Origin of the sequence: Streptomyces solitudinis (assembly GCF_036323765.1) — a bacterium.
Taxonomy (GTDB): Bacteria; Actinomycetota; Actinomycetes; order Streptomycetales; family Streptomycetaceae; genus Streptomyces.
Map to the genome: position 1 here is coordinate 43,761 of NZ_JAZDCW010000012.1, position 25,533 is coordinate 69,293.

The window sequence follows — 25,533 nt, forward strand, 5'->3', positions numbered from 1 at the left end:
GCCCGCTCAGCCCAGGCCGGTCGCGCCCAGGACGAGGGTGCCTCCCTTCATCCGGTGCGGGGCGGGGATCACGCGTCGTCCCCGGCCGTCTGCGCGGGCAGTACGGCGTCGTCGGCGGGCCGGAACTTGGCCAGGCACAGCCCGCACAGCAGCGGCCCCTGCCGGAAGCGGTAGCCGGCTTTGCCGGTGCGCGGCGGGACGGCGGACTCGGCGGTGGCTTCGAGCTGGACGGCGGCCGCGGCGTCCAGGGCGGCGATCACCTCGGACCAGGCTTCGGCGTCGGCCAGCGGGCAGTGGGCCAGGCCGACGACCTTCGCCGCCCGCGTGGGCGGGGTGAGTCCGACTTCCCGGGCGAGGCGCCCGTACCGCTTGTTGTGCCAGCGGCCGGCGCTGCTGGTGTCGCTGATGCCGCGGGTGAGGGCCAGACCGTGCGCGGCGTGGTGCAGCAGGCCCTCCATCATTGGCCGGCCGCCGAGCGCGAGGGTGCCGGAGAAGACCTGGAGCTCCATGGCCAGGTGCCCGTCGCGCACGAAGCGGCGGCCGGTCCGCAGCGCTGCGCACTTGGTGGGGTCCTGCGCGCCGGCGGTGGGCGGGATGGTCACGGAGATGTCCGGGACATCGCCGAAGCGCCGCCGGATCTCGCGCCAGGTGGTCTCGATGGCACTGATGATGACCGCGCCGTGGACGACGGACGCGGTCGCCGCGGTGCCGGCCGCCAGGACCGGTTCGTCGCAGTCCGGGGTGAAGAGGGTGGGGTTGTTCACGGGGTGGCTTTCCGGGTGAGGTCGGTCAGGGACGCGGCCGGGTGGTGGTGTCGAGCGCGAGGTGAACGAGGTGGCTCCCCAGCGCGGTGCCGGCGCCGAAGGCAAGGCCGCCGCAGAAGAGAGCGGCGGTGGCGGCCGCGCCCCAGCGCAGCAGGGGTGGGGAGTCCGGCGGGGGAGACGGCGAGGCAGCTGGTGCGGGGGCGGAGCGCTGGGGAGCCGGCGCGAGGCGCGGAACAGTGAGTGCAGCTGCTGGCTCTTCAGAGGCCGGGGCGGAGGCGCGGCGGTCGCGGGGGATACGGTGCACGGTCGCCGCCTCGGCGAGCGCCTTGCCGACAGGCTGGCGGTCCCAGGCAAGGACGTGCAGGTCGCCGAGCGTGGCGAGGCCGGCGAAGGTGGCATCGGCGGAGACGACGGTGAAGTGTGTGACGCCGTTGGCGGCGGCCTGGCGGGCGCGGTTGAGGAGGACCTTGTCGGCGGCGTTCGGTCCGGTCCCGGCGGACAGCACCTTCACACCTTGGTCGGCCAAGGCTTGTTTGACGTCGGGCCGGAGACCTCGCCACCGGAACAGTGCCGCTCACACACGAGGCCATCCAGGCTCTGCCGAACTGGCGGACCGCCGCCTACTTGCGCGACCTGCTCATGGACAGCGGCGTGCTGCCTCACATCGACCGGCGACTCCTGCTGTTCGAACGGTGGCTCGCCCAGCAACTCGCCGCCACCGCCGACACCGAACACGCCCGACTGCTCCAGCACTTCGCCACCTGGCACCAGCTCCGCAAGCTCCGCGCCAAGGCGGCCAAGGGCCCGCTGGGCACCAGCACGACGCAGGAATGCCGCCAGCAGATCACACAGGCCGGCGCCTTCCTGGCCTGGCTCGCCGCCCGCCACGTCGCGCTGAGCGCCTGCACCCAGACCGACCTCGATGCCTGGCACGCGAAGAAGTACGCCACCCGGCGCCCCGCAAGGCATTCCTGCGATGGTGCATGGACAGCCGCCGGATGCCGCGGCTGATCATCCCGAACCGCCCGACCACCAACCCCCACCCAATGGGCCAACACCAACGCATCACCGCCCTACAACGGGTCCTCGCCGACGACAGCACCGCGCTGAGGGTCCGGGTCGCGGCCTGCCTGGTCCTGCTGTTCGCCCAGCCCGTCAGCCGAATCGTCCGCATGACCACCGACGATGTTCTCCACGACGGCCAGCACGTCGCACTCCGCCTTGGCGACCCGCCCACTCCAGCGCCCGAGCCGGTGGCCGACCTGCTGCTCAACTATCTCCAAGCGCTGCCCGCCGCCACCCCCGCCATCAACCAGAACTCGCCCTGGCTGTTTCCCGGTCGCCGAGCAAGCCAGCCCATGAACCCCGCCACCCTGCGCGACGCGCTACGAGAACTCGGCATCCCCGTCGAGAAAGGCCGCACCTCTGCTATCCGGCAGCTCGTCCTTCAGGCGCCGGCCCCCGTCATCGCCCAGGCCCTGGGCTACCACGACAAGAGCACCACCCGCATCGCCACCGAGGCCGGAGCCCCCTGGAAGAACTACGCACCCGGCGACCACACCCGATGAAACGATCCGCGCAAAACCTCACCAGAGGAGACAACAGCCCGATGTCCGCAAAACACTCACTCACGCGCGCGCTCACCGAGTTCGCACGGTCCTTTGGAAGCCGCGATGGCCATAGGCCACGTCCGTTTGACCTCTTCATCCGGGAAGGCACCGACCCCGAAACAGCGCGGACAGTGGTTGAAGAGGTGATACGGGAGGTGGCACCTGACGCGGCTTCGACGGACATTGATCTCATCTCTGACCTCCCCTGGCCTTCGGATGCCCAGGCCGCCCTCACCGCCATCGCCGACGCGACGGGCGCTCGGGAAGGGGAGACCGCCGTTGTCCTGGACTTGACGGACGAACGGCAGCGCGAATGGTTCATCACCCTCGTGCCGCACACAATCTCCGCAGAGATCTGGGGGCCGACGGGATCAGGAGTCTCCTTCTCCGCGAGTGACACCGGATCGGCGATCGGGTGGCAGTTGCCCGCTGAGCGTTGGGAGCGGGTCCGCGCGCGGCTACGGCACCGAGGCATCGATCCCGACACCGCAACACAAAGGGCTACCCGAGACCGCCCCTGACGGATACTCACAGTAATCGTAGGCAGCGCAAGCCCTCAATTACAGGTCACCTGATCACAGACTCCTACCAGTATCAACCCCTTTTTCCTCGCAGACCTGCAGGTCAGGTGACCGCGGCGGACGGCTGCGGTTCGTAGAAGGTTCCGTCGCGGAGCATGTCGAACAGGACGTCGGCCCGGCGCCTCGCGAGGCAGAGCAGGGCCTGGGTGGGGTGTTTGCCCTGGGCGATCTTTTTGTCGTAGTAGTCCGGGAGGCTCGGTCGCCCAGGGTGGCGAACGCGGAGAGGAAGAAAACCCGTTTGAGCTGCTTGTTTCCCCGCCTGGAGGGCTGTTCACCACGGATCGATGAGCCCGAGCTCCGGGTCGCCGGGGCGAAACTGACGTAGGCGGCGAGGTGGCCGACAGTCGGGACGATCAGCGCGGCCGCCTCGGTCCCCGGGACCGTCACGGTCTGCTCGACCAGAGCATCGAATATCTCCTCGACCACCCGCTCGGCCATCCTCGGTGCCTTCGGCCGCAACAGCGTGACCAGCCGCCGAAGGCCCGCCTTGCGGATCTGAGCCGGGGACCCGAACCGCTCCAGCAACGTGAGGGGGGGGCCGGATCCTGCAACCGCGGCCCCAGCACCCGTTCCAGCGACGGATGGACCGGGGCCAGTAGGCCGGGCGGCCGGTTCGCGACGCGGGTAGCCTCACCGGCCAGGTCGTCGACGAACCCGACGATCATCTCCAGCTCGGCCAACGTCTCGTCCTCCCCGCCGAGCGCCCGCAGCGTGTGCGGCATCACGCGGGCCGCATAGGTTTGCAGGCTGGGCTATCCAGCGTCGGCCTTCTCGGGAAGGGAGAAGTGCCTGTTGTTTCTTGGTCTGCCGGGGAGGTGGGATCTTGTCGTGGGGTGGGTCGCTTCAGTCGCTTGAGTAGCTGCCTGGTGGAGGAGGCCAGCGACTGGAGGCCAGCGACTGGCGCCCTGCTCGGTCGCTGCCCCGGAGCGGGGTAAAAGCGCTGGTCAGAGGCTTTCCTCGTTGTGGGGAGCGACTGAAGCGACTCTAGGTTCCGTATGTCAGGACATTCGCGTGCGCGCGTGCGCGTCATATATAGGAATCTTGAGTCGCTTCAGTCGCTGTCTGCATGGTTTCGAGCGGTTGACCTGCGGTTTCTTCCAGCATGTGGTGAGCGACTGATCGACGGTCAGTCGCTGTGCTCGTTCTTGGGTCGCTGACCGGTGTGGAGGTGGGTCTCGACACGGCGTGCAGTCACCCCCCGCAGGCTGGGCTTTCGCTAGGCTGTGTCCGTCGTTGAGTCGCTTGGGTCGCTGATAGGGGAGCTGGATGCCTGCTGAGCTGCGGTTTTCTCGCAGCGACTCGGAGCAGGAGCCTCGGCGGGCTTCAGTCGCTGCTCGCCGCCCGCTGGATATCGCCCGCTGGTGTGTGAGCCAAGGCTGGCCGGTTCACCCCCTGGCGGCCGGCCGGAAGACGCCCGCAGCGAACTGTGCCGCCTGCAACGCTTCCCGCCATGATCCGGGCTTCTGTGCCTGTCTGCCCGAGGGCCGTTGGTGTCACGGATTCCACGCCGCAACCCTGGACCCGCTGCGCATCGAAGAGTGGTGGGGGCGCCAGCCGGACTTCGGAGTCGGGGTGGCCTGCGGCCCCGCTGCCCTGGTGGTCATCGACATCGACACCCACCCCACCGAGCTCCCGAGCCGGGACCGGCTGCTGCCCGGCATTCAGATCGGGGACCACATCCAACTCGGCGGCCTGGCCAACGGCTACCACACCCTCGCGGTGCTGGCAGCGCTGCGAGGTCAGACGCACCCGGCTGACGACGCCTCCACCCTGCGCGTACGCACGCCCTCCGGCGGGCTGCACGTGTGGTACCGGGCGGCTGACAGCCGCCGCTGGCAGTGCTCCACAGGCTCCGCGAAAGGGAAAGGGCGCGCACTGGCCTGGCAGGTCGATGTGAGGGCGCACGGCGGCTACATCATCGCCCCCGGCACCACCACAGCAGCCGGCACCTACACCCCCCTCGACGGTGCCCGCACCCCCGCGCCCCTGCCACCGTGGCTGGCCGCCGAACTCGAGCGCACCGGCCACCTGCCCGCTCCCGCCGTACCTCAGCCCCGCAAGGTGCCGCCCCGCGCGCTGCAGGCCGTGATCGCCGCCGGCGGCGGCCGCGACCGCAGTCACCGCGTGCTCAGCACCCTGGTGGCCGAGATCGCTGCCTGCGGGCAGGTCAGCGAGGGCGCCGGGTTCTCCACCACCCTCAACCGCGCCGCCTTCACTCTCGGCGGCCTCATCGCCTCCGGGGCCCTGGACCAGCAAGAAGCCGAACAGGCCCTGCGCGCCGCCGCAGCCGCCGCCCGCCCCGGCCAGGAACGCCGCAGTGAAGGCATCATTCGCAGCGGCCTGGCCGCTGGTGTCCGGCGCCCCCTCTACCCGAGCAGGGGCCGCCGGACGTGAACGCCCACAGCAACGAGTACGCGCTCTTCGACGCGCAAGCCGTCGCCCAGCAGATCCTCGCCCAGGGCCCGGCACCGCTGCCTGCCCAGGCCACCCATGAGCCGTCCGGGGCGGCGACGGCCAGCGGGCTGTTGCCTGACACGCTTACCGATCGTGGTAACGCCAAGCTGTTCGTGAAGCTCTACGCCCACGACTACCGCCATGTGCCGGGCATGGGATGGTACCGGTGGGACGGCACCCGTTGGCAGCTGGACGAAGACGACACGGTTCTGTGGGCCGCCGGTGACCTGGCGGAAGCCATCACCGACACCGATCCTCGTGGCCTGCACACCGCTCAAGCGCTCCAGCGTCACCGCCGGCGGGCCCTGTCCACCTCCGGCATCAACGCGATGCTGAGCCAGGCCAAGTCCGCTCCTGGCATGGTGCTCAACGCCTCCCTGCTGGACGCCGACCCGTACGCACTGTGCACGCCCGCAGGCGTCGTCGATCTGCGTACCGGCTGGGTGAAGACTCCCGACCCCGACAAGGATTTCCACTCCCGCTCCACCACAGTCGGTCCCCAGTCGATCCCCACCCCGCGCTGGCAGCGCTTTCTGGATGACACCTTCGGCTTCGACGCCGAAGGCCGGGAGATGACCGGCTTCCTGCACCTGCTGCTGGGCTACTCCCTCACCGGAGACGTCGGGGGACAGGTCATGCCCTTCCTCTTCGGCTCCGGCAAGAACGGCAAGTCCGTACTGCTGGACGTCCTGATGAAGCTCCTGGGCGACTATGCCGACGCCGCGCCGCCCGGCTTCCTGATGGCGCGCCCCTACGAAGGCCACCCCACAGATCTGGCCGAACTTCATGGCCGCCGGGTAATCGTCTGCTCCGAAGTCAAACCCGGCGACAAGTTCGACGAGGCCCGCGTCAAGCTCCTGACCGGCGGCGACCGCATCAAGGCACGCCGCATGCGCCAGGACTTCTTCAGCTTCAACCCCACCCACAAACTCTGGCTGCTGGGCAACCACCGCCCCGAGGTCGGCACCGGCGGCTTCGCGTTCTGGCGCCGCATGCGCCTGATCCCCTTCGAGCGCGTCGTCCCCGACAACCGCAAGATTGACAACCTCGCTGACATCCTCGTCACCGAGGAAGGCCCGGGCATCCTGGCCTGGCTCATCGACGGCGCCCGCCGCTACCTCTCCGGCGATAAGGACCTCACCGGCCCTGAACGCGTACGGATCGCCACCACCGCCTACGCCGAGACCGAAGACCACACCGGCCGCTTCTTCGACGAGTGCTGTGCCCTCAACCCTGACTACCGCACCGAACAGGCCAGCCTCTATGCCGCCTACAAGGCCTGGTGCCAGGCCGAAGGCACCACGGCCATCTCCTCCCGCGCTTTCGCCCAGCGAGCCCGTGAGCTGGCCGGACTCGCCTCGCCTAAGGAGATGATCCTGTCCAACTCGCGCAAGTACTACCCGGGCATCGGACTGCTCGCCGACGAGGAGAGGGTATGAGCTCCCTGATCACCGAAGACGAGATCAGCCACGAGAAGGAACTGGTCTGGTTGGAGGACATCGACGCCCTGGACTACGTGCGCCAGAGCCTGGACCGCCTCCCCACCCGCCGCGGCAAGCCCGCCTACCACCGCGACGGCCGCATGGTCGGCTACGCCACCCTCACCACAAGCGCCAAGGCCTCCCGCTCCTCAGGAACTTTCCGCCGCCGAGTCTTCTGGCTCCTGCCCCACGACCGTGACAGCGAGCCCGAAGGCCTCTACGCTACCGGCGCGCCCGCTGAAGCTGTCGACCCCCGCACCCTGGGCGTGGGGGTCAAGGGCCGAAAGACCGAACGTTCCGAAGGCGGACCGCCCTCTGACGCCATGCGCGAGCTGGGCATAACACTCCCGCTGTAGAGCTGCTGGGCGGCTCATGGGCACTCTTGTGAAGCCCCGACTCAATACCTCAGGCCGACCGGCGATGACGCGAGTCCCCGTACGGAGAAGGCCCGTGCCCCGCCACGATGGTGCTTTCTAGGGGTCGTCGCAACACGTAGTCGTGTGGATCAGGCCGCGAGCAGTCTATACAGGCGCTCGGCTGGAGTTCCCCAGCCGAGCGTTTTGCGTGGGCGGCCGTTGAGTTCGGCGGCGACGGCGGCCAGGTGTTCACGGGTGTGGACCGTCAGGTCGATGCCCTTGGGGAAGTACTGACGGAGCAGGCCGTTGGTGTTTTCGTTCCCTCGCTGCCAGGGACTGGCCGGGTCACAGAAGTAGACCGGGATGTCGGTCGCGACGGTGAACTCGCGGTGGTTGGTGACCAGCTCGGTGCCCACCAGCAGGGCGAAACGGCTCCGCCGTCAACAGCACGGTTCGTGCGAGTACCGCCCCCGCGGTCCGCCGACTTCACTACGGTCAGCACATGATCAGTGATGGTGTAGTCGTGGACGAGGCAGTCCGCGCGGCATGGGACTCGTACCGGATTTTAGAGAAGCGCACGCCAGAGAAGGAGCGCCAGCAGGCGCAACAGCGTGTCCAGGCCGTGATGGACACCTACGGCCGGGAGGAAGTGTCCCGGGGCGCGGTCTTCCTGGTGGGTGTGCTGACCGCGCACATCATCGGCCAGCAGGACGGCGAAGAGGAGGACCGCCTCGATCCGCTCAGTGATCTGATCCCGGCCGTGATCCGCAAGCTGCCCGGCTTCGAACTGGCCGACCCCGCCCAGGTACCGATGGTCACCGGCGTCCTCATGGCCGCGGCCCTGGGTATGGACCCTGTGGCCTGGCGCGACCAGTTCGGGACGATCCCGGCGAAGGAGGCCCTGGTCCACAACTTCGTCCTCTGGCTGCTCGTCGACCTCTTCGACAGCCTGGTCGAACAGGACGGCGCCACCGACCAGCTCATGCGGGAGACCTTCACCTCCATGGCCGCCGGGGCCGGTTGACGGTACCCGACTGGTTACTCGTTGCCGCCCGCGTGGATAGCCGGTGGATACGGCCGTGGCTACGATGCGAATCGCCCCGTCCCTGGCAGTTGCGATGCCGGGGTCGGGGCGTTGTCACCGGGTGGCTACCCGAGCCAGACGATGTTCAGGACGGTCAGGCGGCGCATGGGCCGGTTCACCCAGTAGGTGAGGGAGAGCTGGCCAACGGAGGCGTAACGCACGTCTTCGCCCTCGGGGTCCTCAGCGTTCCACTGGCCGAAGCCCCATGGGTCACCGGCGGCGGCGTCCAGGACGTCCCACATGGTGTCTTCGACGTGCTCGGGCAGGGCGTCGAGGACCTTCGCGGCCGGGGCGGAGAAGCGGACCGCGTACGGCGACGGGCTCACCCGCGACGGCGGCGGAGCTCCGCCAGGTCGATGGCGTCGCTGTCGTCGTAGCCGGAGGCGACGAACGCGTCGACGGCCGGTGCGTGCGCGATGCGGCCCTGCCAGTCCTGGACGACCTCGTAGAGCCCGGCCAGGGAGAACGTGCGGCGGGATTCCTTGAGGGCGGCCGCCCACTCGCGCTCGAAGGCTGGCACCCACTTCTCCGCGCGCTTGTCGGCGCGCAGCTGGGCGAGGAGTTCGGCCGGAGCCCCGGGCGCGGGCGCGTACGGGCTGGCGGGTGCGTGGTCGGGCTGCGCGCTCATCGGCTGGTCCTCCCGGCGGCGGGTCGTCACCTCACGGTACGCGCGCCGGGTGGCCGTGGAGGCGGTCATGGGCCAGATCCCTTCTACGGGGTGTCCTGAACGGGGTCCAGCGGTCCCGGGGAACGGAAAGTTCTGGCCCCACCCACCGAACCGGCAGACGACCGTTCGCAGTGCTTATCTAGGGATATCGGTTGATCGCACAGGTCAGGCGGCTTTGTGTGCAGGCACGTTAGGCACGTACGGGAAATGGTGCGGGTGAACCACTTCGTGGACGCTCGTTCGAGCGCGGCGGCGCGCCACGCGGAAAGCAACGAGGCTGAGTAGGTCTGTGGGACGCCACCCATCACACGTCTTCACCAGTGGTGCCAGGTAGCGGTCAAGAGGGAGTGGGACGTGGATCATTGCCATGGCAGCGTGGGCGTGCCATCCGGATCTAGGCCGTCGGGCCACCGCGCTGCGAAGGCTCGACTGGGAGCGACTGCGTTCAAAGCGTTGTCCATACCGTAGTCGGCGGCTTGCCGGTAGAGGTGCTCGGCGCTTTCCCGGTCCCCGGCCTCCTCCCGCATCGCGGCCAGACGGAACAGGGCGGCGGAAGGGTTGCCGTGGTCGGCGGCCTGCCGGGCGAGGTACTCGGCGCCCTGCCGGTCCCCATCCTCCTCCCGCATCGCGGCCAGGTCGTACAGGGCGGCGGTGCCGCCGTGGTCGGCGGCGCGGTATCGGAGGTGGTGGGCCCATTGCAGGCGGTGCCGTTTCTCGGCTGCCGTGGTGAGGTTGTCCAGGTCGTCGGGTGGGTGAGGTGAGTGAGGGCGGCGTGCCAGAAGGAAGCGGGCGGACACAGCGGTCTGCGGGCGGTGCGGCCGTGTTGTTCGAGGTAGTCGGCGAGCCGGAACACCGGTCCCGCAGTCGCCGGGGGCGGGACGTCGGCAGGTGGGGAGGGCGTGGACGGTCGTCGTCGAGGCCGGGGGGTGGTGTTGCGCAGGGGGCTTGTTTGCCGTGGACCAGTTCGGCGAGTTCGGCGAAGGCCTGTTCGGCCCAGTCCTCGGTGAGCTGGTCGTAGTCGGTGTCGGTGAGATAGTCGGCGACGGCGTCGGTGAGAAAGGTTTGCGGCAGGTTGAGGCCGACACCGAGGCGGCGCGCGTCCATCGCCGCCTCCAGCACAGCTCTGGCCGCAGGACTCGCCTGTTCGTAGCGGTTGAGCAGCTCGGGGGCCCCGGCCAGGTCCTGAGTCACTCGCCCGTCGGCGTCGGCGCGGGTGAGGGCATCGGCCAGCAGCCGGTCGCCGTCCCGGGCGAGGGCTGCCGCGGTGGCCAGCGCCTGGGCGTCGAATGCATCCGGGACGGTCAGCGTGCGGCCGGACAAAAGTTCCCGCACCCGGCTGTACGGGTCTCCCCTCTCTGGGGAGGGCATGGCGGTGTAGCGGGCGGCGTACTCGGGCCAGAGGGTGCCGAGCACCAGTACCGGACCACGCTCCGGGGTGGTGAGCAGGCCATGGAGTACGGCGGCGATGCGCTCACCGGCCTCCCGGTCGCCGAGGTAGTGCTGGGCTTCGTTCAGCCACACCACGGTTCGACCAGCGACACGGTGCAGGTCATCGAGAGCGGCCTCGGCGCGGGTCGGATCGAAGGGATGCCAAAGCCTCCACCCCATGTCCGCGAGCGGCTGCACAGCCTCCCAGCACGCCCGTGTCTTCCCCGTCGACGAACTGCCCACCAGGACCACCATCCGGCTGCGGCCAGCCGCAGCGTCCCGCACCGCTTCCGCCAGCACCAGGTCATGCCCGCGCTTGACGTACCCCGGCAGCACCCGCTCCCCCGGCGCATCTCTGCCGGCAGCGACGCTGCTGGGCCCGGCCGGATGGACTTCCAGAGCGTGCGGCTCCCACTGCTCGATCGGACGGCCCGGCACCGGCCGCTTCCCGCCCCCGCCTGCGTCCGCGTCCCGCTGCAAGGCCAGCAACTCCCCGACAGGCAGCTTCAACGCGCGGGCCAGTGCCTCCACCGTGTGCGCCGAGGGCACCGGCCCGCCGGTCTGGAAGGCCTCCGACACGGTCGTACGTCCTAGCTCCGACCGGCGGGCGAGTTCCGTCTTGTTGATCCGGTTGCGGGCCAGCCCGTCGCTCAGCTTCCCGCGCAGCTCCGTGAGTGCCGGATTGCCGCCGTTGCCGTTCCGCTCGTACTGCATTCGCCCGCCCCCGCACAGCCGTGTTCGCCGGTGTTCATCTTCCTCCGGCGAACCCCGGCGGACAGGGTTTCCGCGACTTTCGACCACGACACCCCATCTCATGTACCGGGAGCCTGCCGTGACCGTCGCCGTCGCCCTCCTCACCACCGCACTCGTGATCGTCATCGCGCTGCTGGCCGCCGTCGGCGCGGCCAAACTCGCGCGCTTGGACAGCGCCACCTACCCGGCCGCTCTCACTCGAGCCGCCACCGCCTTCGCCGCGGTCATCACCCTCGCCGCTGTGGTGGCGGGCGCCCTCGCCGCTCTCTTCGCCTGAACCAGCCCACCGGCCGCAGGCCGACGGTCCCAAGCCCCGCACCCAGTACCGCACCACCATCGCGGACTCTCCTTCCAAGTCGTTGCGCCTCACGGAAGGTGCCCCCGGGCCGCGGTGAAGACGATGTTGTCCTGGGCGCCGAAGTCGGTGACGTCGGAGCAGGAATTCGGTGGGCATGCGTTCACGCCGAATTCAGTAATCAAGATCGAAGTAATCAATGTCGTTCAGGGTCACTTCCGAGAGCCCCATAGCGCGCCCTCCGCCGTCCTGGAAATAGACTTCCTTAAACCCTTCGGCGACGATCTCGCGCATCTGCTGGTCGCTGGCCCCGGTGTCGCGGGCGTCGAAGAGGCGCTGCGCGTACGCGGCGGGGAGACGGACGGTGAGGCGGCGGAAGCGGCCGTCGTCGGTTGTGCCGACCGGTGCGGTGTAGCCGAACCGGGCCCGGGTCTCCACCGTGATCCCGGTGGCGGCGGCCTGCTGGCGGCGGCGCTTACGGACCTGGGGCTGCCAGCGGAACCGGACGGCGTCGTCGATCCTGGCGGCGATGTCCTGGGGCGGGTGCTTGCGGGCGCCGCGGCGGTAGCGGTTGATGGAGTCGGCGGTGACGCCGATCCCCTGGGCGACGGCCTTCGCGCTGCCGAGCTGCCGGATCAGGTAGCCGACCCTTCCCTTCAACGTCTTGGGTGGCTCCCGGGTGAAGTTCTCGCGGTCGGCGCGCTCGATGGCGTCTTCGATCTCCCCCACGGCTCTACTCTCCTTCGTCCAGGACGGCGTCGCCGCCCTTGATGTGGCGGGCGGGGTTGAGGCCCTGTTCCATCAGGTCGACCGTCCACAGCATCGACTGGACGCCTTCCAGCTTGGCCAGGCCCGGGGAGGGGCCGAGGCGGAAGCCGCCGGGCTGCGGCTTGCCCGAGGCGGCGTCTGGCACCGCTCCCCACTGAGGAAACGTGACCCACCTGATGCCGCCACGCGTCCCCCGGACAGTGGAGCTGCCCTCGCACAGAAGTTGCTCGGCCAGTGTGTAGGTGGGCTCAAGAAATCCCGGCGGAGGTGAATCCTTTAGACGAGCACCTGGGTGGAGCCCGCGTGCAGGGCCTGGCACTCCGCACGCACGTCGTGATTCCCTCATTTTCCGCAACTTCCTGGCCTGAGCCAGCGATTCTGCGGCACCACGGGGGCCTTGCCGCAAGCCCCCCGGTGGGCTATACGTTGCGAGTGGCGAGGAGTGGGTACGCCTCCTTGTCTCGTGGTGGGGTCAGACGGCGAACAGCTTGTCCTGCTCGGCGCGGAGCGTGTCGACGAGCCGCCCCGGCGGGAGGGTCACGTCCCCGTAGCCGAGCACGGTGTCCTTGGCGACGGCGCGGCGCAGCACGCAGCCCTCGGAGATGCCCATCGGCAGCAGGTCGTCCGCCCGTGTCACGGCGTGCGACTCGGCCACCCCGTAGGTGTCGTAGCCGCCGATCCCGTCCAGCACCGTGCCGGCCGGCAGGTCCCGCTTGGCGGTGGCCACCACATCGACCCGGGGACCCGCGGGCGGGGTGAGGGCCGCGTCGCCGAAGTCCACGGCACGGGCCACGGTGTGCGGCACCTCGAAGTGGCACAGATGGTAGGGCGTGTAGAAGGCGTACAGCGGGCCGCGGCCCAGCTTGTACAGCTCCAGGTAGCTGCGCTGCGCCGGGTCGTCGTGGGTGCCGAGGACGTACACACCGGGGGCGGGCTTGGTGCCCACCACGTAGTCCACGATGCCGCCGGACTCGCGCAGTTCGTCGACGTCGTACATCTGGGTCAGCTCGTCGACATGGCCGGTGTGGTCGCGTCCGTACATGCCGCGCCGGGGCACGGTGAAGCCGAAGGCGTTGGCCACGATCGCCTGCTCGAAGGAGACCTTCGTCCCGTCGGTGAAGCTGGTGATCATGTGGACGTTCTGGCCCCACCGGTCGGCGAACGGCTGCTGGGTGGTGGGGGTGCGGTACTCGTCCTGGAAGCCCTTGATGTTGCCGGCCACCAGCGGCGTCACGCCCAGACTGCGTACGAAGCGGAGCAGGTTGGCCTGCACCGCCGGCTGGTCGCCGTCCGCCCCGGTGAGCACCACCCCGGCTGAGCGGGCGCGGTGTGCGAGCAGCGGGCCCACGGTGCAGTCGAGCTCGGCGTTCATCGTGACCACCGGCAGGCCCCGCTCGATGGCGGCGATGGTGATCCGGGCGCCGAAGTCCACCGCACCGGTGACGTCCACCAGACAGTCGATGCCCTCTGCGGCGATCAGCGCGAACGCGTCCTCGGTGACCACAGGCCGGCCCCCGGCCACCGCGGCCGAGATCGCGTCCACCGTGTCGGCCCGCGCGGGCGCAAGCCCCGCCTCCTTGTAGGCGCGTTCGGCGTTGGCCGGATTGCGGTTGGAGATCGCCGCGACCCGCATGCCCGGAACCGAGGCGGAGATATGCCGTACCAGGCCGCGCCCCATGTAGCCGGCGCCCACCATGCCGACCCTGATCGGCCGATCCTCTTCCGCGCGGCGGCACAGCGCGGTGTCGACGATGATCATCGGCTGCCCGCCGGAACCTCGGCCGACCCGGGTCGGCGGGCGGGGCGCGGGGCGCCCGCGCGGCGGCCAGGCGACGCGTCACACCGTTCGCCCGAGCGGAGAGGGCGTAAGGAGCGGGTGGGTATCCCGCGGTCGTCATTCGGTTGTTTCCGCTCGATGAGCGCCGCACCCGTCGGCGGAGTGGCGTGAACCAGCATGGCGAATCTCCGATGCCTGTCGATGCGTCAGGGAATTGCGAGGCTAGGTCGGTGGCACGAAGCTGGGCAACAGCCGCCGGAGCGCGTCACGCCGAAAGCGGCGTGGGGCTCTGGTGGTCGGCCTTTCGACTGCTTACCGTACGCAGTCGAACAACGAACAAGGTCACTGTGCAACGGAGTTGACGGTCCGACTGGCGCACTCGATATCGTCGCGCAATGCGTCCGCTCCCCGTCGCAGACCCAGGTCATCCCGATATCCGATCGGCCTCGCGCTATATGCTGTGGCTCGCCGGCCGTATCGCCGGGCCACTGAGCGCGGCGGCCTTCCTGGGCCTGCTCTGGCTCGGCTCGCAGGCACTCATGCCGGTCGTCGTCCGCGAGGCCATCGACGAGGGGCTCGTTCCCGGCGACATGCGCGCCGTGCTGCTGTGGTCCGCCGTGCTCCTCGGCCTCGGCGTGGTGCAGGCGGTGTCCGGCATGATCCGGCGCCGGCTGAGCATGCACAACGCGCTGGCTGCGGGCTTCCGCACGGTGCAACTCGTGGTCGGCCACGCGGGCCGGCTCGGCGCGGACCTCGAACGCCGCGTCGACGACGGTGAACTCGTCAGCGTCGGCACCTCCGACATGACGACCATCGGCAACGCCTTCGACGTCGTCGGCAGGGCCTTCGGCGCCGTCGTCTCGACCCTGCTGGTGGCCGTGGTGCTGCTTGACCAGTCGCCCTCCCTCGCCGTGCTCCTGATCGTCGCCCTGCCCGCGATCATCCTCACCATGGGCTACACCCTGCGCCCGCTGCACCGCAGACAGAGCGCCTATCGGGAGCTCCAGGGCGAACTGACCTCCCGGCTCACCGATGTGGTCACCGGCCTCCGGGTCCTGCACGGCGTCGGCGGCGAGACCTCCTTTGCCCGCTCCTACCGCGAGCGCTCCCAGCGGGTGCGCGCCGCCGGCTCCCGGGTCGCCGGCGCCGAGGCCCTGATCCGTGCCGCCCAGGTGCTGCTGCCCGGCCTGCTGGTCGGCACCGTCACCTGGATCGGCGCCCGCGCCGCGCTGACCGGCGCGGTCACGCCCGGCGAGCTCGTCGCCTTCTACGCGTACGCCGCCTTCCTCGTCGAACCGCTCGCCATCTTCACCGACACCGCCGACCGGTTCGCCCGCGCCCATGTCGCCGCCCGCCGCGCCATCGCCGTGCTCGCCCTGCCGGCCGGTCCGCCCGACGGCACGCACGGCCGCACCCCGGTACCCGCCGGTCCGCACGACCTGGTCGACGAGCGCACCGGACTGGTCGTGACCGCCGGCTCGTTCCTCGTGGTCGTCGCGCCGCCGGCCGACGGCGTACACCTGGCCGACCGGCTCGGAGGCTACGCCCACGGGCCCGTCCGCTACGCCGGGCTGCCGCTGACTGAGCTGCGCCGCGACGACCTCCTCAAACGCGTCCTCGTGGTCGACAACCGCTCCCGGCTCTTCCGCGGCCCCCTGCGCGACAGCCTCGACCCGCACCGCACCGCCGGCGACGACGAGGTGCTCGCCGCGCTGCGGGTGGCCGCCGCGGAGGACATCGTCGAGGCGCTGCCCGACGGCCTGGACACCGAGATCACCGCCGACGGGAGCCGCTTCTCCGGCGGCCAGCGCCAGCGGCTGGTCCTCGCCCGCGCCGTGCTCGCCGACCCGGACGTCCTCGTCGTCGTCGACCCCACCTCCGCCGTCGACGCGCACACCGAGGACCGGATCGGCCGTCGGCTGCGGGGCGCCCGCGAGGGCCGCACCACCGTTCTCGTCAGCTCCAGCCCGCTGCTGCTCGACCACGCCCAGCAGGTCGCCCTCGTCCACGACGGCTCGGTCGTCGCCACCGGAGGCCACCGCGACCTGCTCGCCACCAGCGCCCCGTACCGCCGGGTCATCCAGCGCGAGACCGGCGCGGAGCCCACCGGGGACGCGCCCGCCACCAGCCTCGTCACCCGGGAGAACACGGAATGAGCAGGGCAGCACTGCCGGTCGCCGACACGGCCGAGGTGCGCCGGCACGCCCGCGCCCTGGCCCGCCGTCACACCGGCGACCTCGGCCGGCTGCTGGCGCTGCACGGACTGGCCGCGGCGTGCGGCCTGGTCGCCCCCTGGCTGATCGGCCGGCTCATCGACGAGGTGGTCGGCGGCACCACGGCCGGCACCGTCGACCTGCTCGCCCTCGGCCTGCTGGCCTCACTGGTCGCCCAGGCAGCGCTCACCTACGGTGCGATGCAGCGCTCCTGCCGGTTTGGCGAGAAGATCACCGCCGAGGTCCGCGAGGACTTCGTCGACCGGATGGTGGACCTGCCGCTGTCCACCGTCGAGGACGCCGAACCCGGCGACCTGATCACCCGCGCCTCGCGCGACACCGACGCCCTCACCAACACCGTCCGCTACGCCGCGCCCGAGACCCTGATCGCCTCGCTGACCTGCCTGTTCACCTTCGGAGCCCTGCTGCTGACCGGCCCGCTCACCGCGCTGCCCAGCCTTCTCGTCATCCCGCCCCTGTGGATCGGCACCCGCTGGTACCTGCGGCGCTCCGGCATCGCCTACCGCAGGCGCGGGGCCAGTTACGTGGCGCTCGGCGACAGCCTCGCCGAGACGGTGCCAGGGGCCCGCACCGCCGAGGCGTTCGGCCTCCAGCAATGGCGCCGCCGGGCGCTCGACCGCGACCTGGGCACGGCCTACCGGGCCGAGCGGCACACCATGTGGCTGCGCAGCTCCTGGTACCTGCTGGTGGAGCTCAGCTACGCCGTCCCGCTGGTCGCCACCCTCGCCATCGGCGGGCTGCTCCACACCCAGGGCCTCGCCTCGCTGGGCCAGGTGGTCGCCGCGACCCTCTACGTACGGCAGCTGATCTTCCCTCTGGACGACGTGCTGAGCTGGATGGACGAGCTCCAGATCGGCTCGGCCTCGCTGGCCCGGGTCCTCGGGGTGAGCAAGCTGCCCGCCGACCGCGAGCCCACCGGCGCCCGGCCCGCGGGCCAGGACCTCACGGCCCGCGCGGTCACCTACTCCTACGTGCCAGGGCGCCCCGTCCTGCACGGCGTCGACCTGGAACTCGCGCCGGGCGAACGGCTCGCCGTGGTCGGCCCCTCCGGCTCCGGCAAGTCCACCCTCGGCAAGCTGCTCGCCGGCATCTACCACCCCGGCTCCGGCACGGTCCGCCTCGGCGGCGTACCGCTGGTCGAGCTGAGCACCCGCGACCTGCGCGGCCGCATCGCCCTGGTCACCCAGGAACACCACATCTTCCGCGGCACCCTGCGGGAGAACCTCACCCTCGCCCGGCCGGTCGCCGACGACACCGAGGTGCGCCGCGCCCTGAAGGTGGTCGGTGCTGGCGACTGGGCGGCGGCCCTGCCGGACGGCCTGGACACCCCGGTCGGCTCCACCGGGCACGACCTCACCGCCGCACAGGCCCAACAGGTGGCACTGGCCCGCCTGTTGCTCGCCGACCCGCACGCCCTGGTGCTCGACGAGGCCACCGCGCTGCTCGACCCGGCCACGGCACGGCACACCGAACGAGCCATGGCCGCCGTCCTGAGCGATCGGTCCGTCATCGCCATCGCGCACCGGCTGCACACCGCCGAGGACGCCGACCGGATCGCGGTCGTCGAGAACGGCCGTATCACCGAACTGGGCAGCCACCACGAACTGCTGGCCGCCGGCGGCGCCTACGCCGCACTGTGGCGGGCCTGGCACGGCGAATGAAATAGCGGTACCCGGACGGCGATTGAAATCGTTGCGGCGAATACGGCTCCGGCCCTAGCCTGAGGAATATGAATCCAAGGAAGCCGCATGTGGATTGGGGCGCCCTTTTCGGCGACGCCTACGACTACTTCGATCTCCCCGATCTCACACCGGAACTGAGTGAGAAGGAAGCGTCCAGCATGGTCGCACTCGGCGGATTCGAATCGGGGATGGACCTCCTGGACGCCCCGTGCGGGCACGGCCGGCACGCCAACGTGCTGGCCTCGCACGGCTATCGGGTGGTCGGCATCGACCGCGACGAGCGCTTTCTCGCGATGGCCCGCAGCGAGGCCGGGGAAATGGGCATCCAGGTCGATTACCGGCACGTCGACCTGCGGGAGATGTCCTTCGAGGCAGAATTCGACGCGGCCGTCTCCTGGTACAGTTCCTTCGGCTACTTCGACGACGAGACGGACCGCGACATTCTCCGGCGCTATCGCCGCGCACTCCGTCCCGGCGGCCGGTTCCTGCTCGACATGCATTCCCCCTACCGGCACATTCCGAGCGTGCTCGCCAATCACGAGATGCACGTCGACATCCTGCGCCGGGGATCGGACATGGCCGTTGACATCCAGGAACTGGACGCCGAGGCCAGCCGCTACTACGCGGAGAAGATCACCATCCGCGACGGCAAGGCGGAGCGGGCCCGCTACAGCGTCCGCATGTTCACCGCCCCCGAGATCCTCGAGTGGTTCCGGGCCGCCGGCTTCTCCCAAGCGCGGGTCATGAACGAGTCCGGCGGCACCTTTACCGTCAGCAGCCGCCGCCTGGTGGTCCTCGGCACCGCCTGACCCACCCCGCGCCCGTCCCCGCCGGGTCACGCGTGCCCGGCCTCGTCCAAGACAGCCCACCGTGACGACCATCCGCGAAAGAGGGGTTTTTGTGGACGTCCACTCCGCCCATCCCGTGGCCTCGACCGGCCGGTTCCGCACCGAGGGCGCCGACATCGGCGTCGACGCCCTGCGCGCCCACTACTCCGCCCACCGCTGCGCCCAGATACCGCGGGTCACCGACGTCACCGAGCTCAAGGCGGCGGCCCTGTCGGCCTACCGCGAACTGGGCGACGAGGTCGAGCTCGACGCCCAGAAGCACACCTCCGCCGACGGCGCGCTCGGCTACGGCTTCCGGCTGCGGCGCATCGACGCCAAGACCGACTCACCGGCCCGCGCCGAACGCGTCACCACCGTCCTGCGGGACCACGGCCTGCTCGACTGGGCCGAACACGCGGCACACCAGCTGCTGCCCGTCGTCGACACCATCACCGGCCGCCGGCTGCACTACGAGCGGGTGTTCGTCCTGGTCTACCGCGAGGGCGACTACATCGGCCCGCACGGCGCCGAGGAGGACACCGACCTCGACCGGTTCAACCTCCAGTTCCCGCTCTGCTACGGCACCGTCGGCTCCATGCGCGTCCTGCGCGAGGGCTTCCTGGAGCCGATGTACGACCGCGACGGCGACGCCCGCCTCCTCGGCCCGCGCATGTGGCACGAGGTACCGCCGCTGCTCCGGCTGCCCGACGGTCCGGACCCGCTGCGCCTGGTCGTGTCGCTGCGACTGAGGGCGCACGGATGACCGGCATCACCAACGGCGCCGAACGCGCGGCGCGCGCCGCCGAGACCGCCGCCGTGGCCGCCGAGGTCTTCCGGCGCCACGGCGCGGACTTCGCGGCCGCCCGCCGCGCGGCCGGCTGGACGAACGCCACCTGGCTGGGCGGCGGGCTCGCCGTACGCGTCGCTGGTTCCGCCGGCGCCCGGGACCTGGTCCGCGAGACCCGGCTGGCCGCTCTGCTGCCCCCCGAGGTGGGCTACCCGACGGTGCTGGACTCCGGCGCGACCCGCGGCTTCGAGTGGGTCGTCACCCGGGAGATCGCCGCGACCAGCCTGGACGAGGCCTGGGACACCCTGGACGGCGAACGGCGCGTGGCCGCGGCCCGCCGGCTGTGGGAGCGCGCCCGGGCGGTGCACCGGGTCGACCCGGCCGCCGCCGCGGCCGTGGCCCGGCCCCACAACCCCTTCTACGCGCGCTCCCCGGACGAGGCCGGGGCCGCCCTCCTGCGGCTGCACACGGCCGGGGTGCTCACCCGGGACGAACGCGCACGGCTGAGTGCCGCGCTCGACCGCCACTGGGCGGCCCTGCCCGACGCCCCCCGGGTGCTCAACCACGGCGACCTCTCCCCGGTCAACGCGCTGTGGGACGGCACCGACGTGGTGGCTCTGCTGGACTTCGAGTTCGCCGTGCTCGCCCCCATACAACTGGACCTGAACGAACTAGTGAAGCTGGCCTTCGCGCCCCAGCCGGCCGGCGCCGGGCCGACCGCCCGGGAACGCGTCGACCGGGCACTGCTCCAGGAGGCGGTGGCCGAACTGGCCCGGCCCCTGCTGCGCACCGACGCGGACGACGACCTGCTGATCGGCCACTCCATCCAGCTGGAGACCTGGGGGCTGGAGCGCGAGCTGGTCAAGCCCGGCAGGAAGTCCTACGAGGACTGGGAGCCGTACCGGATGCTCGTCGCCTGCGCGCACACCGACGGCGGTCATTACGCCCCCCTGCTGGGGCGTTGAGCCCGCGGGGCCGTCACCGGCCCCCGGGGAAAGGGTCTGAAGCATGATTCGAGCGCTGTTCGTGGACGCCGGCGGCGTGCTCTACAACAACATCAACGAGGAGACGGACTTCCTCGACCGGGTCGCCGACCGGTACGGCGTGGACCGCGCCGAACTCGCCCGGCGTGTCGAGGCGTCGGCGCCCCGGTACGAGAGCGGCACCCGCCATGTGCACCAGGTGCTGAGAAGCCTCGTCGCGGACGGAGCGGGGCCACCGGCCGGCACACCCGAGGAGGCGCGGTGGCTGGACCGCGCGTACCTGGATTCCGTCCGTGCCCACCGGGACAACTTCCGCGCCCTGCGCCGCCTGCGGCAGGAGCGGCCGGGCCTGACGACGGTCCTCACCAACAACGAGGCGGAGCACTGGGACCGTATGAAGGACGCCGCCTACGGGCACTTTGCCCTGTTCGACGCGCTGTACTCGTCATGGCGCGTGGGCCGGGTGAAACCAGCGCTGTCGTTCTTCACCGAGGCCCTGCGGGGCTGCCGGGTGGCGGCCGCCGAGACGCTGCTCGTCGACGACCGCGTCACGGTGCTGCGGGTGGGAGCGGAACTGGGGATGCACACGCTGCACGTGTCCACCCCCGAGGTCCTCGCCGAGCGGCTCGGCCCGGCGATCCGTGGGGACGTGCTGCCTTCCATTCCGTGACCCCCTTCAGCGGTGGATCTCCCGGACGTTGTCCAAGACCTTCCGGAACGCCCGGGCGATGTCGTCGATGGCGTCGAGCGGGGCCAGCAGCACCTCGTGTCCGAAGCTCACCACGCTCTCGTGGATGCGCTTGGCGACCGGAAGGTCGAACCGCGCCGGGTCCACCCGCTGCAGGTAACGCGCGTCGGTGGCGAACCGCCGGCGCGAGGCGGGCCGGTGCAGCGGATTGTCGTTCAGCGGCCGGTGGGTCAGCATCACCGGGAAGCCCAGCTCGGCGGTGAGCGCCCGGGCGATCCGGTCCACCGGCGCCACCGCCAGCACCTCGTCGGGCAGCCGCACCATGTAGCGGTAATAGGCCCGGGCGGTGGTCCCCGGTGAGGTGTCCTGCACCGTCATCCCCATGTCGGTGAGCCGGCCGGTCAGATGGTCGGCGGCACGCACCCGGCGGGCGTTCTGCCCGTCGAGCAGGGCCAGCTGGTCCAGCAGCACAGCCGCGTGGAACTCCGACAGGCAGGCGTTGCTGCCCATCAGCCGGCCGGTCTCCTCCAGCTCCATCTCGCCCACACCCACCGGTTCCTGGCGCAGCACCCGCCCGTCCGCCCGCAGGTGCTCCGCGCGGTTGGAGATCTCCGCGTCATCGGTCACCAGCGCACCGCCCTCGCCGCAGGTCAGCAACTTGCTGCCCTGCATGCTGAACACCCCCGCCGCACCGAACGCACCCACCGGCCAGTCGCCGTAACCGGCGCCGTGCGCGTGCGCGCAGTCCTCGATCAGGGGCAGACCGTGCCGCTGGGCGATGTCCAGCAGCGAGTCCAGGTCCGCCACGGCCGAGTACGCGTGCACCACGGTGATGGCCCGGGTCCGCTCCGTGATCGCCGACTCCACGGCCGCCGGATCGAGGCAGTACGTGGCCGGATCGACGTCCACCAGCACCGGTACGGCGTTGATGCCGAGCACGGCCGACGCGGACGCCACCCAGCTCAGCCCGGGCACGATCACCTCGTCCCCGGCCCCCACCCCGCACGCCTCCAGCGCGATGGCCAGCGAGGCGGTTCCCGTCGCCATCGGCACGCACATCGCCGAACGGCAGTATTCCGCGAATGCGGCCGCGAATTGGCGCTCGTAGGACTGCCGCCCCTGATATGCGCAGCTGATGGTCCAACGGCCGCTGGCCAATACGTCCTCGAGGCTTTTCAGTGCCCGCTCGCCCGACTGTGGCCAACGGGGCCACTCCCGCTCCGTCAGACGCGGTCCACCGGAGATCGCCAGTGCATTTCCCATGATTGCCCTCGCTTTCGAGAATGCGACGGATGGGCATAGGAATTTACGCACCCCCACCAGCCGTACGCCACAGTGCGTACGGTACGCACGGACCACCAGGAACTTCCGGCCGTGTTCGACCGGGGAAGGCACGCAGTCGAACGGGATGGGTACGCTGCGGCGAACCGGCCGCCCGGATATCAGGTCGCCTCTCCGCGGCCGGAGGCGGGAAGAATCAGGCGAGGAGTCAGAGATGTCCGGCAGTCCCCCGTCGCACCGCGACCCGGCCGCCTCCCGTGCCGATGGACCAGGCCCGTGGGGGCCCCTCCCGGGGCACGCCCGGACGGTCATCGTCGGCGGCGGCCTCGCGGGCGTCGAACTCGCCGCCGCGCTGGCCGGCCACGGCGCTGAGGACGTCCTGCTGCTGGAGGCGGGCCCCGGGGAGGACCTGGCCCACATCCACATGACCCACCCGCGGGGGGCCGCCACCGAGGTCGTCTTCGCGCCGGAGCGCGACCCGCACTTCCACCGGCCCTGGCGGTCCGACGCGCCCCCGCACTACACCGGCATCTCCGGGCTGCGACGCCGGCTGGGGGGCCGGTCCCTGTACTGGCACGGCGTCATCCTGCCGCTGGAGGACTGGGCGCTGCGCCCGCCCGCGTGGCCCGCCGAGGTCGTGGCCGACCTGACCACCGCCGCCGCCGGAGGGCCGTCCTGGTACGACCGGGTCACCGCGGACCTGACCGCCTGGAGCGGCGGCGTCCTGTGGGACCCCGCGCAGCCCGCCCGGACCCCGTTCGGCGGCCGGGAGTTCCGCCCGCTGCCCCGGGCCTGCCGGCACCTGCCCGGCACCGGCCGCTGGGAGGCGTACACCGCGCTGGCCGCCTGGCGCGGGCCCGGCGGCCGCCCCGCCCCGCCCCCCGGTGTCCGGGTGCGCTGCGACACCGACGTGCTCGCCGTGGACGTGCGGGACGGACGGGCCCGCGGGGTCCGGGTGCGCGCCGCCGACGGCACCGTGGCAACGGTCGCCGCCGACACCGTGGTGCTGTGCGCGGGCACCGTGGAGAGCACCCGGCTGGCCGCGCACGCCCTCACCGAGGCGGGCGCACTGCGCGCCCCACGGCTCGGCGGCCTCGCCGACCACATCGTGCAGGGCTTCGTGGTCCGGCTGCCCGCCGACCGACTGCCCGCACCCAGCTCGTACCACCTCCCGGCGGACCCCGTGCTGCGCTCCTACCTGCGGATGGACGTGTACGACGAGGGTCACGGCGAGGCGCTGCTGGACGTGCGGGTCACCGGCGAGCAACTCCCCAGCGATGACAGCGTGGTGGAGTGCCGGCCGTCCGCCGGACAGCCCTGGCGGGCGCACGTCCGCACCGAACTGCTGCCCGAGGACCGCAAGATGATCGGCGGACAGCGCGACCTGCTGCGCGACTTCTGGGCGGCGGCCGCCCGGGAACTGGGACTGCCCGCCACTCCGCTGGAGTTCACCGGCTTCGGCGACGCCGACCGCGACAACACCCGGGTGCTGCCCGACCACACCCGCGGCCAGTCCACCGGCCGGCCCGAGACCTGGGCGAGCCTGCTCGGCACCGAGGACCACGAGGGCGGCAGCCTGCCGCTCGGCCGGCTGCTCGACGCGCGCCAGGCCTTCCCCGCGCTGCCCGGCCTGTACGCCGCCGGGCCGGCCGTGTTCCCCCGGCTGGGCGCTGCCAACCCGTCCTTGACCACCATCGCGCTGTCCCGTCGCCTCGCCGCCCTGCTCGCGGCCGGCTGACACCGCACCCCGGACCACGGGGCGACACCCAGGAGGGACCACAGTGCCGGGACCGGGCTACCGCTTCTTCGGCAACGAGGAGCGCGCCAATGTGATGGCCGTGCTCGACCGCTGGTACGCGGGCCGAGAGGCGTTCGACGACCCCGGCGAGGGGGAGTGGGTACGCCGCTTCGAACGGGCGGCGGCCGAGCGCTTCGGCGCCGCCCACTGCCTCGGCGTCAACAGCGGGACCTCCGCGCTGGTCGCCGCCCTCGTGGGCCTCGGCATCGGACCGGGTGACGAGGTCATCGTGCCCGGCTACATGTTCGTCGCCTCGATCGCCGCGGTACTGCACTGCGGTGCCGATGTGGTGCTCGCCGAGATCGACGAGTCCCTCACCCTGGACCCGGTCGACGTACGGGCCAGGATCACCCCCCGCACCCGGGCGATCATGCCCGTGCACATGCTTGGTGCCCCTTCGGACATGGACGCGCTGCGCGCCCTCGCCGACGAACACGGCCTGCTCCTGCTGGAGGACTGCGCCCAGAGCGCCGGCGGCAGTCACCGGGGCCGCCCGCTCGGCACCCTGGGCAGCGCCGGCACCTTCTCCCTCAACCACTACAAGGTGATCACCTCGCTCCAGGGCGGGTTCGTGCTCACCGACGACGCGCTGGTCTTCCAGCGCGCCTACTCCTTCCACGACCAGGGCTGGTTTCCCTACCGCCAGGACAGTGGCCGGGGCGACCTACTGCTCGGCATGAACCTTGGACTCGGCGAACTGCACGCCGCCCTGGCGCTCGCCCAGCTCGGCAAGCTCGACCGCATCCTCGGCCGGGTCCGCGACGTCAAACAGCGGCTGGTCCGGGCCGTCGGCGAACTGTCCGGAGTGCGCCGCAGGCACCTGCACGACCCCGAGGGGGAGTGCGGCACGACCGCCGTGTACGTCTTCGACGACGCCGCGCACGCCCGGGACGTCGCCGCCCGGCTCGGCACCCGGACGCTCCTCGACTCGCCGACGCACTACTACGGCGGGCTGCCCGCGCTCACCGCGTTCGGCCGCGGCGACCGTTCCACCGTGCCCTTCCGCGCCCCCGGAGGGCGCCCCGCCCCGCACGCGTTCGAGCCCGGCGCCCTGCCCCGCACCGACAGCGTCCTCGCGCGTTCCCTCGCCCTGGCCACCGGCGTCTCCGACGGCTACCTCGGCCCCGGATTCGGCGTCCACCCCGGCTCCTCGGACGCCGAGATCGACCGCGCGGCGGACACCTTCCGCCGCGCCGTCAAGGGCGAGGCGCTGACCTGAGCGGTGCGGGCCGCCC

General features: G+C 71.2%; 23 protein-coding genes and 3 pseudogenes. 15 read left to right on the plus strand and 11 right to left on the minus strand.

What is annotated here, in order from left to right:
• Positions 1-68: 68 nt before the first annotated feature.
• The gene (locus V1J52_RS24055; RefSeq protein ID WP_330142069.1) at positions 69-764 is read right to left on the minus strand and encodes a hypothetical protein; all 696 of its coding nucleotides are present in this window, start codon (positions 762-764) and stop codon (positions 69-71) included.
• 25 nt (positions 765-789) lie between these two features.
• Positions 790-1,269: a hypothetical protein gene (locus tag V1J52_RS24060; protein ID WP_330142070.1), complete on the minus strand. Its 480-nt coding sequence runs from the start codon at positions 1,267-1,269 to the stop codon at positions 790-792.
• Between the two features lie 62 nt (positions 1,270-1,331).
• Here V1J52_RS24060 and V1J52_RS24065 point away from each other — a divergent pair, with 62 nt between their 5' ends.
• Complete coding sequence (locus V1J52_RS24065) at positions 1,332-1,775, plus strand: hypothetical protein (protein ID WP_330142071.1); 444 nt, start codon at positions 1,332-1,334, stop codon at positions 1,773-1,775.
• Entirely contained in the window at positions 1,763-2,332 is a 570-nt protein-coding gene (locus tag V1J52_RS24070) for a site-specific integrase (RefSeq protein WP_330142072.1), read from the plus strand. Before V1J52_RS24065 ends, V1J52_RS24070 begins: the two co-directional genes overlap by 13 nt.
• A 666-nt stretch (positions 2,333-2,998) precedes the next feature.
• Here V1J52_RS24070 and V1J52_RS24075 read toward each other — a convergent pair.
• Positions 2,999-3,689: pseudogene (locus tag V1J52_RS24075) on the minus strand (transposase); the annotation flags it as partial.
• A gap of 532 nt (positions 3,690-4,221) precedes the next feature.
• On the opposite strand from V1J52_RS24075, the gene V1J52_RS24080 reads away from it, so the two are divergent.
• Genes V1J52_RS24080 through V1J52_RS24090 form a run of 3 tightly spaced genes read left to right on the plus strand, consistent with a single transcriptional unit; the run spans position 4,222 to position 7,246 of the window.
• The gene (locus tag V1J52_RS24080) at positions 4,222-5,349 is read left to right on the plus strand and encodes a bifunctional DNA primase/polymerase (protein WP_330142073.1); all 1,128 of its coding nucleotides are present in this window, start codon (positions 4,222-4,224) and stop codon (positions 5,347-5,349) included.
• The gene (locus V1J52_RS24085; RefSeq protein ID WP_330142074.1) at positions 5,346-6,848 is read left to right on the plus strand and encodes a DNA primase family protein; all 1,503 of its coding nucleotides are present in this window, start codon (positions 5,346-5,348) and stop codon (positions 6,846-6,848) included. The genes V1J52_RS24080 and V1J52_RS24085 overlap by 4 nt, the downstream gene beginning before the upstream one ends.
• Positions 6,845-7,246, plus strand: a complete 402-nt coding sequence (locus V1J52_RS24090; protein WP_330142075.1) for a DUF6009 family protein — start codon at positions 6,845-6,847, stop codon at positions 7,244-7,246. The genes V1J52_RS24085 and V1J52_RS24090 overlap by 4 nt, the downstream gene beginning before the upstream one ends.
• Positions 7,247-7,395: 149 nt before the next feature.
• Here the strand turns inward: V1J52_RS24090 and V1J52_RS24095 are convergent.
• A pseudogene (locus V1J52_RS24095) lies at positions 7,396-7,647 on the minus strand (IS30 family transposase); the annotation flags it as partial.
• A 122-nt stretch (positions 7,648-7,769) separates the two neighbouring features.
• Here V1J52_RS24095 and V1J52_RS24100 point away from each other — a divergent pair.
• Complete coding sequence (locus V1J52_RS24100) at positions 7,770-8,270, plus strand: hypothetical protein (RefSeq protein WP_330142076.1); 501 nt, start codon at positions 7,770-7,772, stop codon at positions 8,268-8,270.
• A 125-nt stretch (positions 8,271-8,395) separates the two neighbouring features.
• Here the strand turns inward: V1J52_RS24100 and V1J52_RS24105 are convergent, their stop codons facing one another.
• From V1J52_RS24105 to V1J52_RS24115, 3 genes are all read right to left on the minus strand, one after another.
• Entirely contained in the window at positions 8,396-8,656 is a 261-nt protein-coding gene (locus V1J52_RS24105) for a hypothetical protein (protein ID WP_330142077.1), read from the minus strand.
• Entirely contained in the window at positions 8,653-8,958 is a 306-nt protein-coding gene (locus tag V1J52_RS24110; protein WP_330142154.1) for a DUF6247 family protein, read from the minus strand. The genes V1J52_RS24105 and V1J52_RS24110 overlap by 4 nt, the downstream gene beginning before the upstream one ends.
• A gap of 204 nt (positions 8,959-9,162) precedes the next feature.
• Positions 9,163-11,139, minus strand: a complete 1,977-nt coding sequence (locus V1J52_RS24115) for a helix-turn-helix domain-containing protein (RefSeq protein WP_330142078.1) — start codon at positions 11,137-11,139, stop codon at positions 9,163-9,165.
• A gap of 118 nt (positions 11,140-11,257) precedes the next feature.
• Here V1J52_RS24115 and V1J52_RS24120 point away from each other — a divergent pair, with 118 nt between their 5' ends.
• A complete protein-coding gene (locus tag V1J52_RS24120) occupies positions 11,258-11,455 on the plus strand; it encodes a hypothetical protein (RefSeq protein WP_330142079.1) in 198 nt (65 codons plus the stop codon).
• Positions 11,456-11,647: 192 nt separating this feature from the next.
• On the opposite strand, the gene tpg is transcribed toward V1J52_RS24120, so the two are convergent.
• The 3 genes and pseudogenes from tpg to V1J52_RS24135 all read right to left on the minus strand — a co-directional run bounded on the left by tpg (position 11,648) and on the right by V1J52_RS24135 (position 14,000).
• A complete protein-coding gene (gene tpg, locus V1J52_RS24125) occupies positions 11,648-12,202 on the minus strand; it encodes a telomere-protecting terminal protein Tpg (RefSeq protein ID WP_330142080.1) in 555 nt (184 codons plus the stop codon).
• Positions 12,203-12,206: 4 nt separating this feature from the next.
• Positions 12,207-12,386 (minus strand): annotated as a pseudogene (locus tag V1J52_RS24130) (hypothetical protein); the annotation flags it as partial.
• Positions 12,387-12,713: 327 nt separating this feature from the next.
• The gene (locus V1J52_RS24135) at positions 12,714-14,000 is read right to left on the minus strand and encodes an NAD(P)H-dependent oxidoreductase (RefSeq protein WP_330142081.1); all 1,287 of its coding nucleotides are present in this window, start codon (positions 13,998-14,000) and stop codon (positions 12,714-12,716) included.
• Between the two features lie 473 nt (positions 14,001-14,473).
• Between V1J52_RS24135 and V1J52_RS24140 the strand changes: the two genes are divergently transcribed.
• The 6 genes from V1J52_RS24140 to V1J52_RS24165 all read left to right on the plus strand — a co-directional run bounded on the left by V1J52_RS24140 (position 14,474) and on the right by V1J52_RS24165 (position 21,201).
• A complete protein-coding gene (locus tag V1J52_RS24140) occupies positions 14,474-16,174 on the plus strand; it encodes an ABC transporter transmembrane domain-containing protein (RefSeq protein ID WP_330142082.1) in 1,701 nt (566 codons plus the stop codon).
• A complete protein-coding gene (locus V1J52_RS24145) occupies positions 16,171-17,913 on the plus strand; it encodes an ABC transporter ATP-binding protein (protein WP_330142083.1) in 1,743 nt (580 codons plus the stop codon). The genes V1J52_RS24140 and V1J52_RS24145 overlap by 4 nt, the downstream gene beginning before the upstream one ends.
• A 68-nt stretch (positions 17,914-17,981) precedes the next feature.
• Complete coding sequence (locus V1J52_RS24150) at positions 17,982-18,743, plus strand: class I SAM-dependent methyltransferase (RefSeq protein WP_330142084.1); 762 nt, start codon at positions 17,982-17,984, stop codon at positions 18,741-18,743.
• A gap of 91 nt (positions 18,744-18,834) precedes the next feature.
• Complete coding sequence (locus V1J52_RS24155; protein ID WP_330142085.1) at positions 18,835-19,524, plus strand: StsF protein; 690 nt, start codon at positions 18,835-18,837, stop codon at positions 19,522-19,524.
• Positions 19,521-20,513: a phosphotransferase family protein gene (locus V1J52_RS24160; protein WP_330142086.1), complete on the plus strand. Its 993-nt coding sequence runs from the start codon at positions 19,521-19,523 to the stop codon at positions 20,511-20,513. Before V1J52_RS24155 ends, V1J52_RS24160 begins: the two co-directional genes overlap by 4 nt.
• Before the next feature lie 43 nt (positions 20,514-20,556).
• On the plus strand, positions 20,557-21,201 hold the full coding sequence (locus V1J52_RS24165; RefSeq protein WP_330142087.1) for an HAD family hydrolase: 645 nt from the start codon (positions 20,557-20,559) through the stop codon (positions 21,199-21,201).
• Positions 21,202-21,207: 6 nt separating this feature from the next.
• Here V1J52_RS24165 and V1J52_RS24170 read toward each other — a convergent pair whose 3' ends face one another.
• Positions 21,208-22,482, minus strand: a complete 1,275-nt coding sequence (locus tag V1J52_RS24170; RefSeq protein ID WP_330142155.1) for a DegT/DnrJ/EryC1/StrS aminotransferase family protein — start codon at positions 22,480-22,482, stop codon at positions 21,208-21,210.
• A gap of 232 nt (positions 22,483-22,714) precedes the next feature.
• On the opposite strand from V1J52_RS24170, the gene V1J52_RS24175 reads away from it, so the two are divergent.
• Both V1J52_RS24175 and V1J52_RS24180 read left to right on the plus strand, forming a co-directional pair.
• A complete protein-coding gene (locus V1J52_RS24175) occupies positions 22,715-24,238 on the plus strand; it encodes a GMC family oxidoreductase (protein WP_330142088.1) in 1,524 nt (507 codons plus the stop codon).
• A 43-nt stretch (positions 24,239-24,281) separates the two neighbouring features.
• Positions 24,282-25,517 carry a DegT/DnrJ/EryC1/StrS aminotransferase family protein gene (locus V1J52_RS24180; RefSeq protein ID WP_330142089.1) on the plus strand — a complete coding sequence of 412 codons (1,236 nt, stop codon included), beginning with the start codon at positions 24,282-24,284 and terminating at the stop codon, positions 25,515-25,517.
• Positions 25,518-25,533: the final 16 nt, after the last annotated feature.

Coding starts and splice junctions, on each gene's coding strand:
- V1J52_RS24115 (WP_330142078.1), bottom strand. CDS start 11,139: ATGCAGTACGAGCGGAACGGCAACGGCGGCAATCCGGCACTCACGGAG.
- V1J52_RS24160 (WP_330142086.1), top strand. CDS start 19,521: ATGACCGGCATCACCAACGGCGCCGAACGCGCGGCGCGCGCCGCCGAG.
- V1J52_RS24110 (WP_330142154.1), bottom strand. CDS start 8,958: ATGAGCGCGCAGCCCGACCACGCACCCGCCAGCCCGTACGCGCCCGCG.
- V1J52_RS24070 (WP_330142072.1), top strand. CDS start 1,763: ATGCCGCGGCTGATCATCCCGAACCGCCCGACCACCAACCCCCACCCA.
- V1J52_RS24150 (WP_330142084.1), top strand. CDS start 17,982: ATGAATCCAAGGAAGCCGCATGTGGATTGGGGCGCCCTTTTCGGCGAC.
- V1J52_RS24170 (WP_330142155.1), bottom strand. CDS start 22,482: ATGGGAAATGCACTGGCGATCTCCGGTGGACCGCGTCTGACGGAGCGG.
- V1J52_RS24145 (WP_330142083.1), top strand. CDS start 16,171: ATGAGCAGGGCAGCACTGCCGGTCGCCGACACGGCCGAGGTGCGCCGG.
- V1J52_RS24090 (WP_330142075.1), top strand. CDS start 6,845: ATGAGCTCCCTGATCACCGAAGACGAGATCAGCCACGAGAAGGAACTG.
- V1J52_RS24140 (WP_330142082.1), top strand. CDS start 14,474: ATGCTGTGGCTCGCCGGCCGTATCGCCGGGCCACTGAGCGCGGCGGCC.
- V1J52_RS24175 (WP_330142088.1), top strand. CDS start 22,715: ATGTCCGGCAGTCCCCCGTCGCACCGCGACCCGGCCGCCTCCCGTGCC.
- V1J52_RS24165 (WP_330142087.1), top strand. CDS start 20,557: ATGATTCGAGCGCTGTTCGTGGACGCCGGCGGCGTGCTCTACAACAAC.
- V1J52_RS24135 (WP_330142081.1), bottom strand. CDS start 14,000: ATGATCATCGTCGACACCGCGCTGTGCCGCCGCGCGGAAGAGGATCGG.
- V1J52_RS24080 (WP_330142073.1), top strand. CDS start 4,222: ATGCCTGCTGAGCTGCGGTTTTCTCGCAGCGACTCGGAGCAGGAGCCT.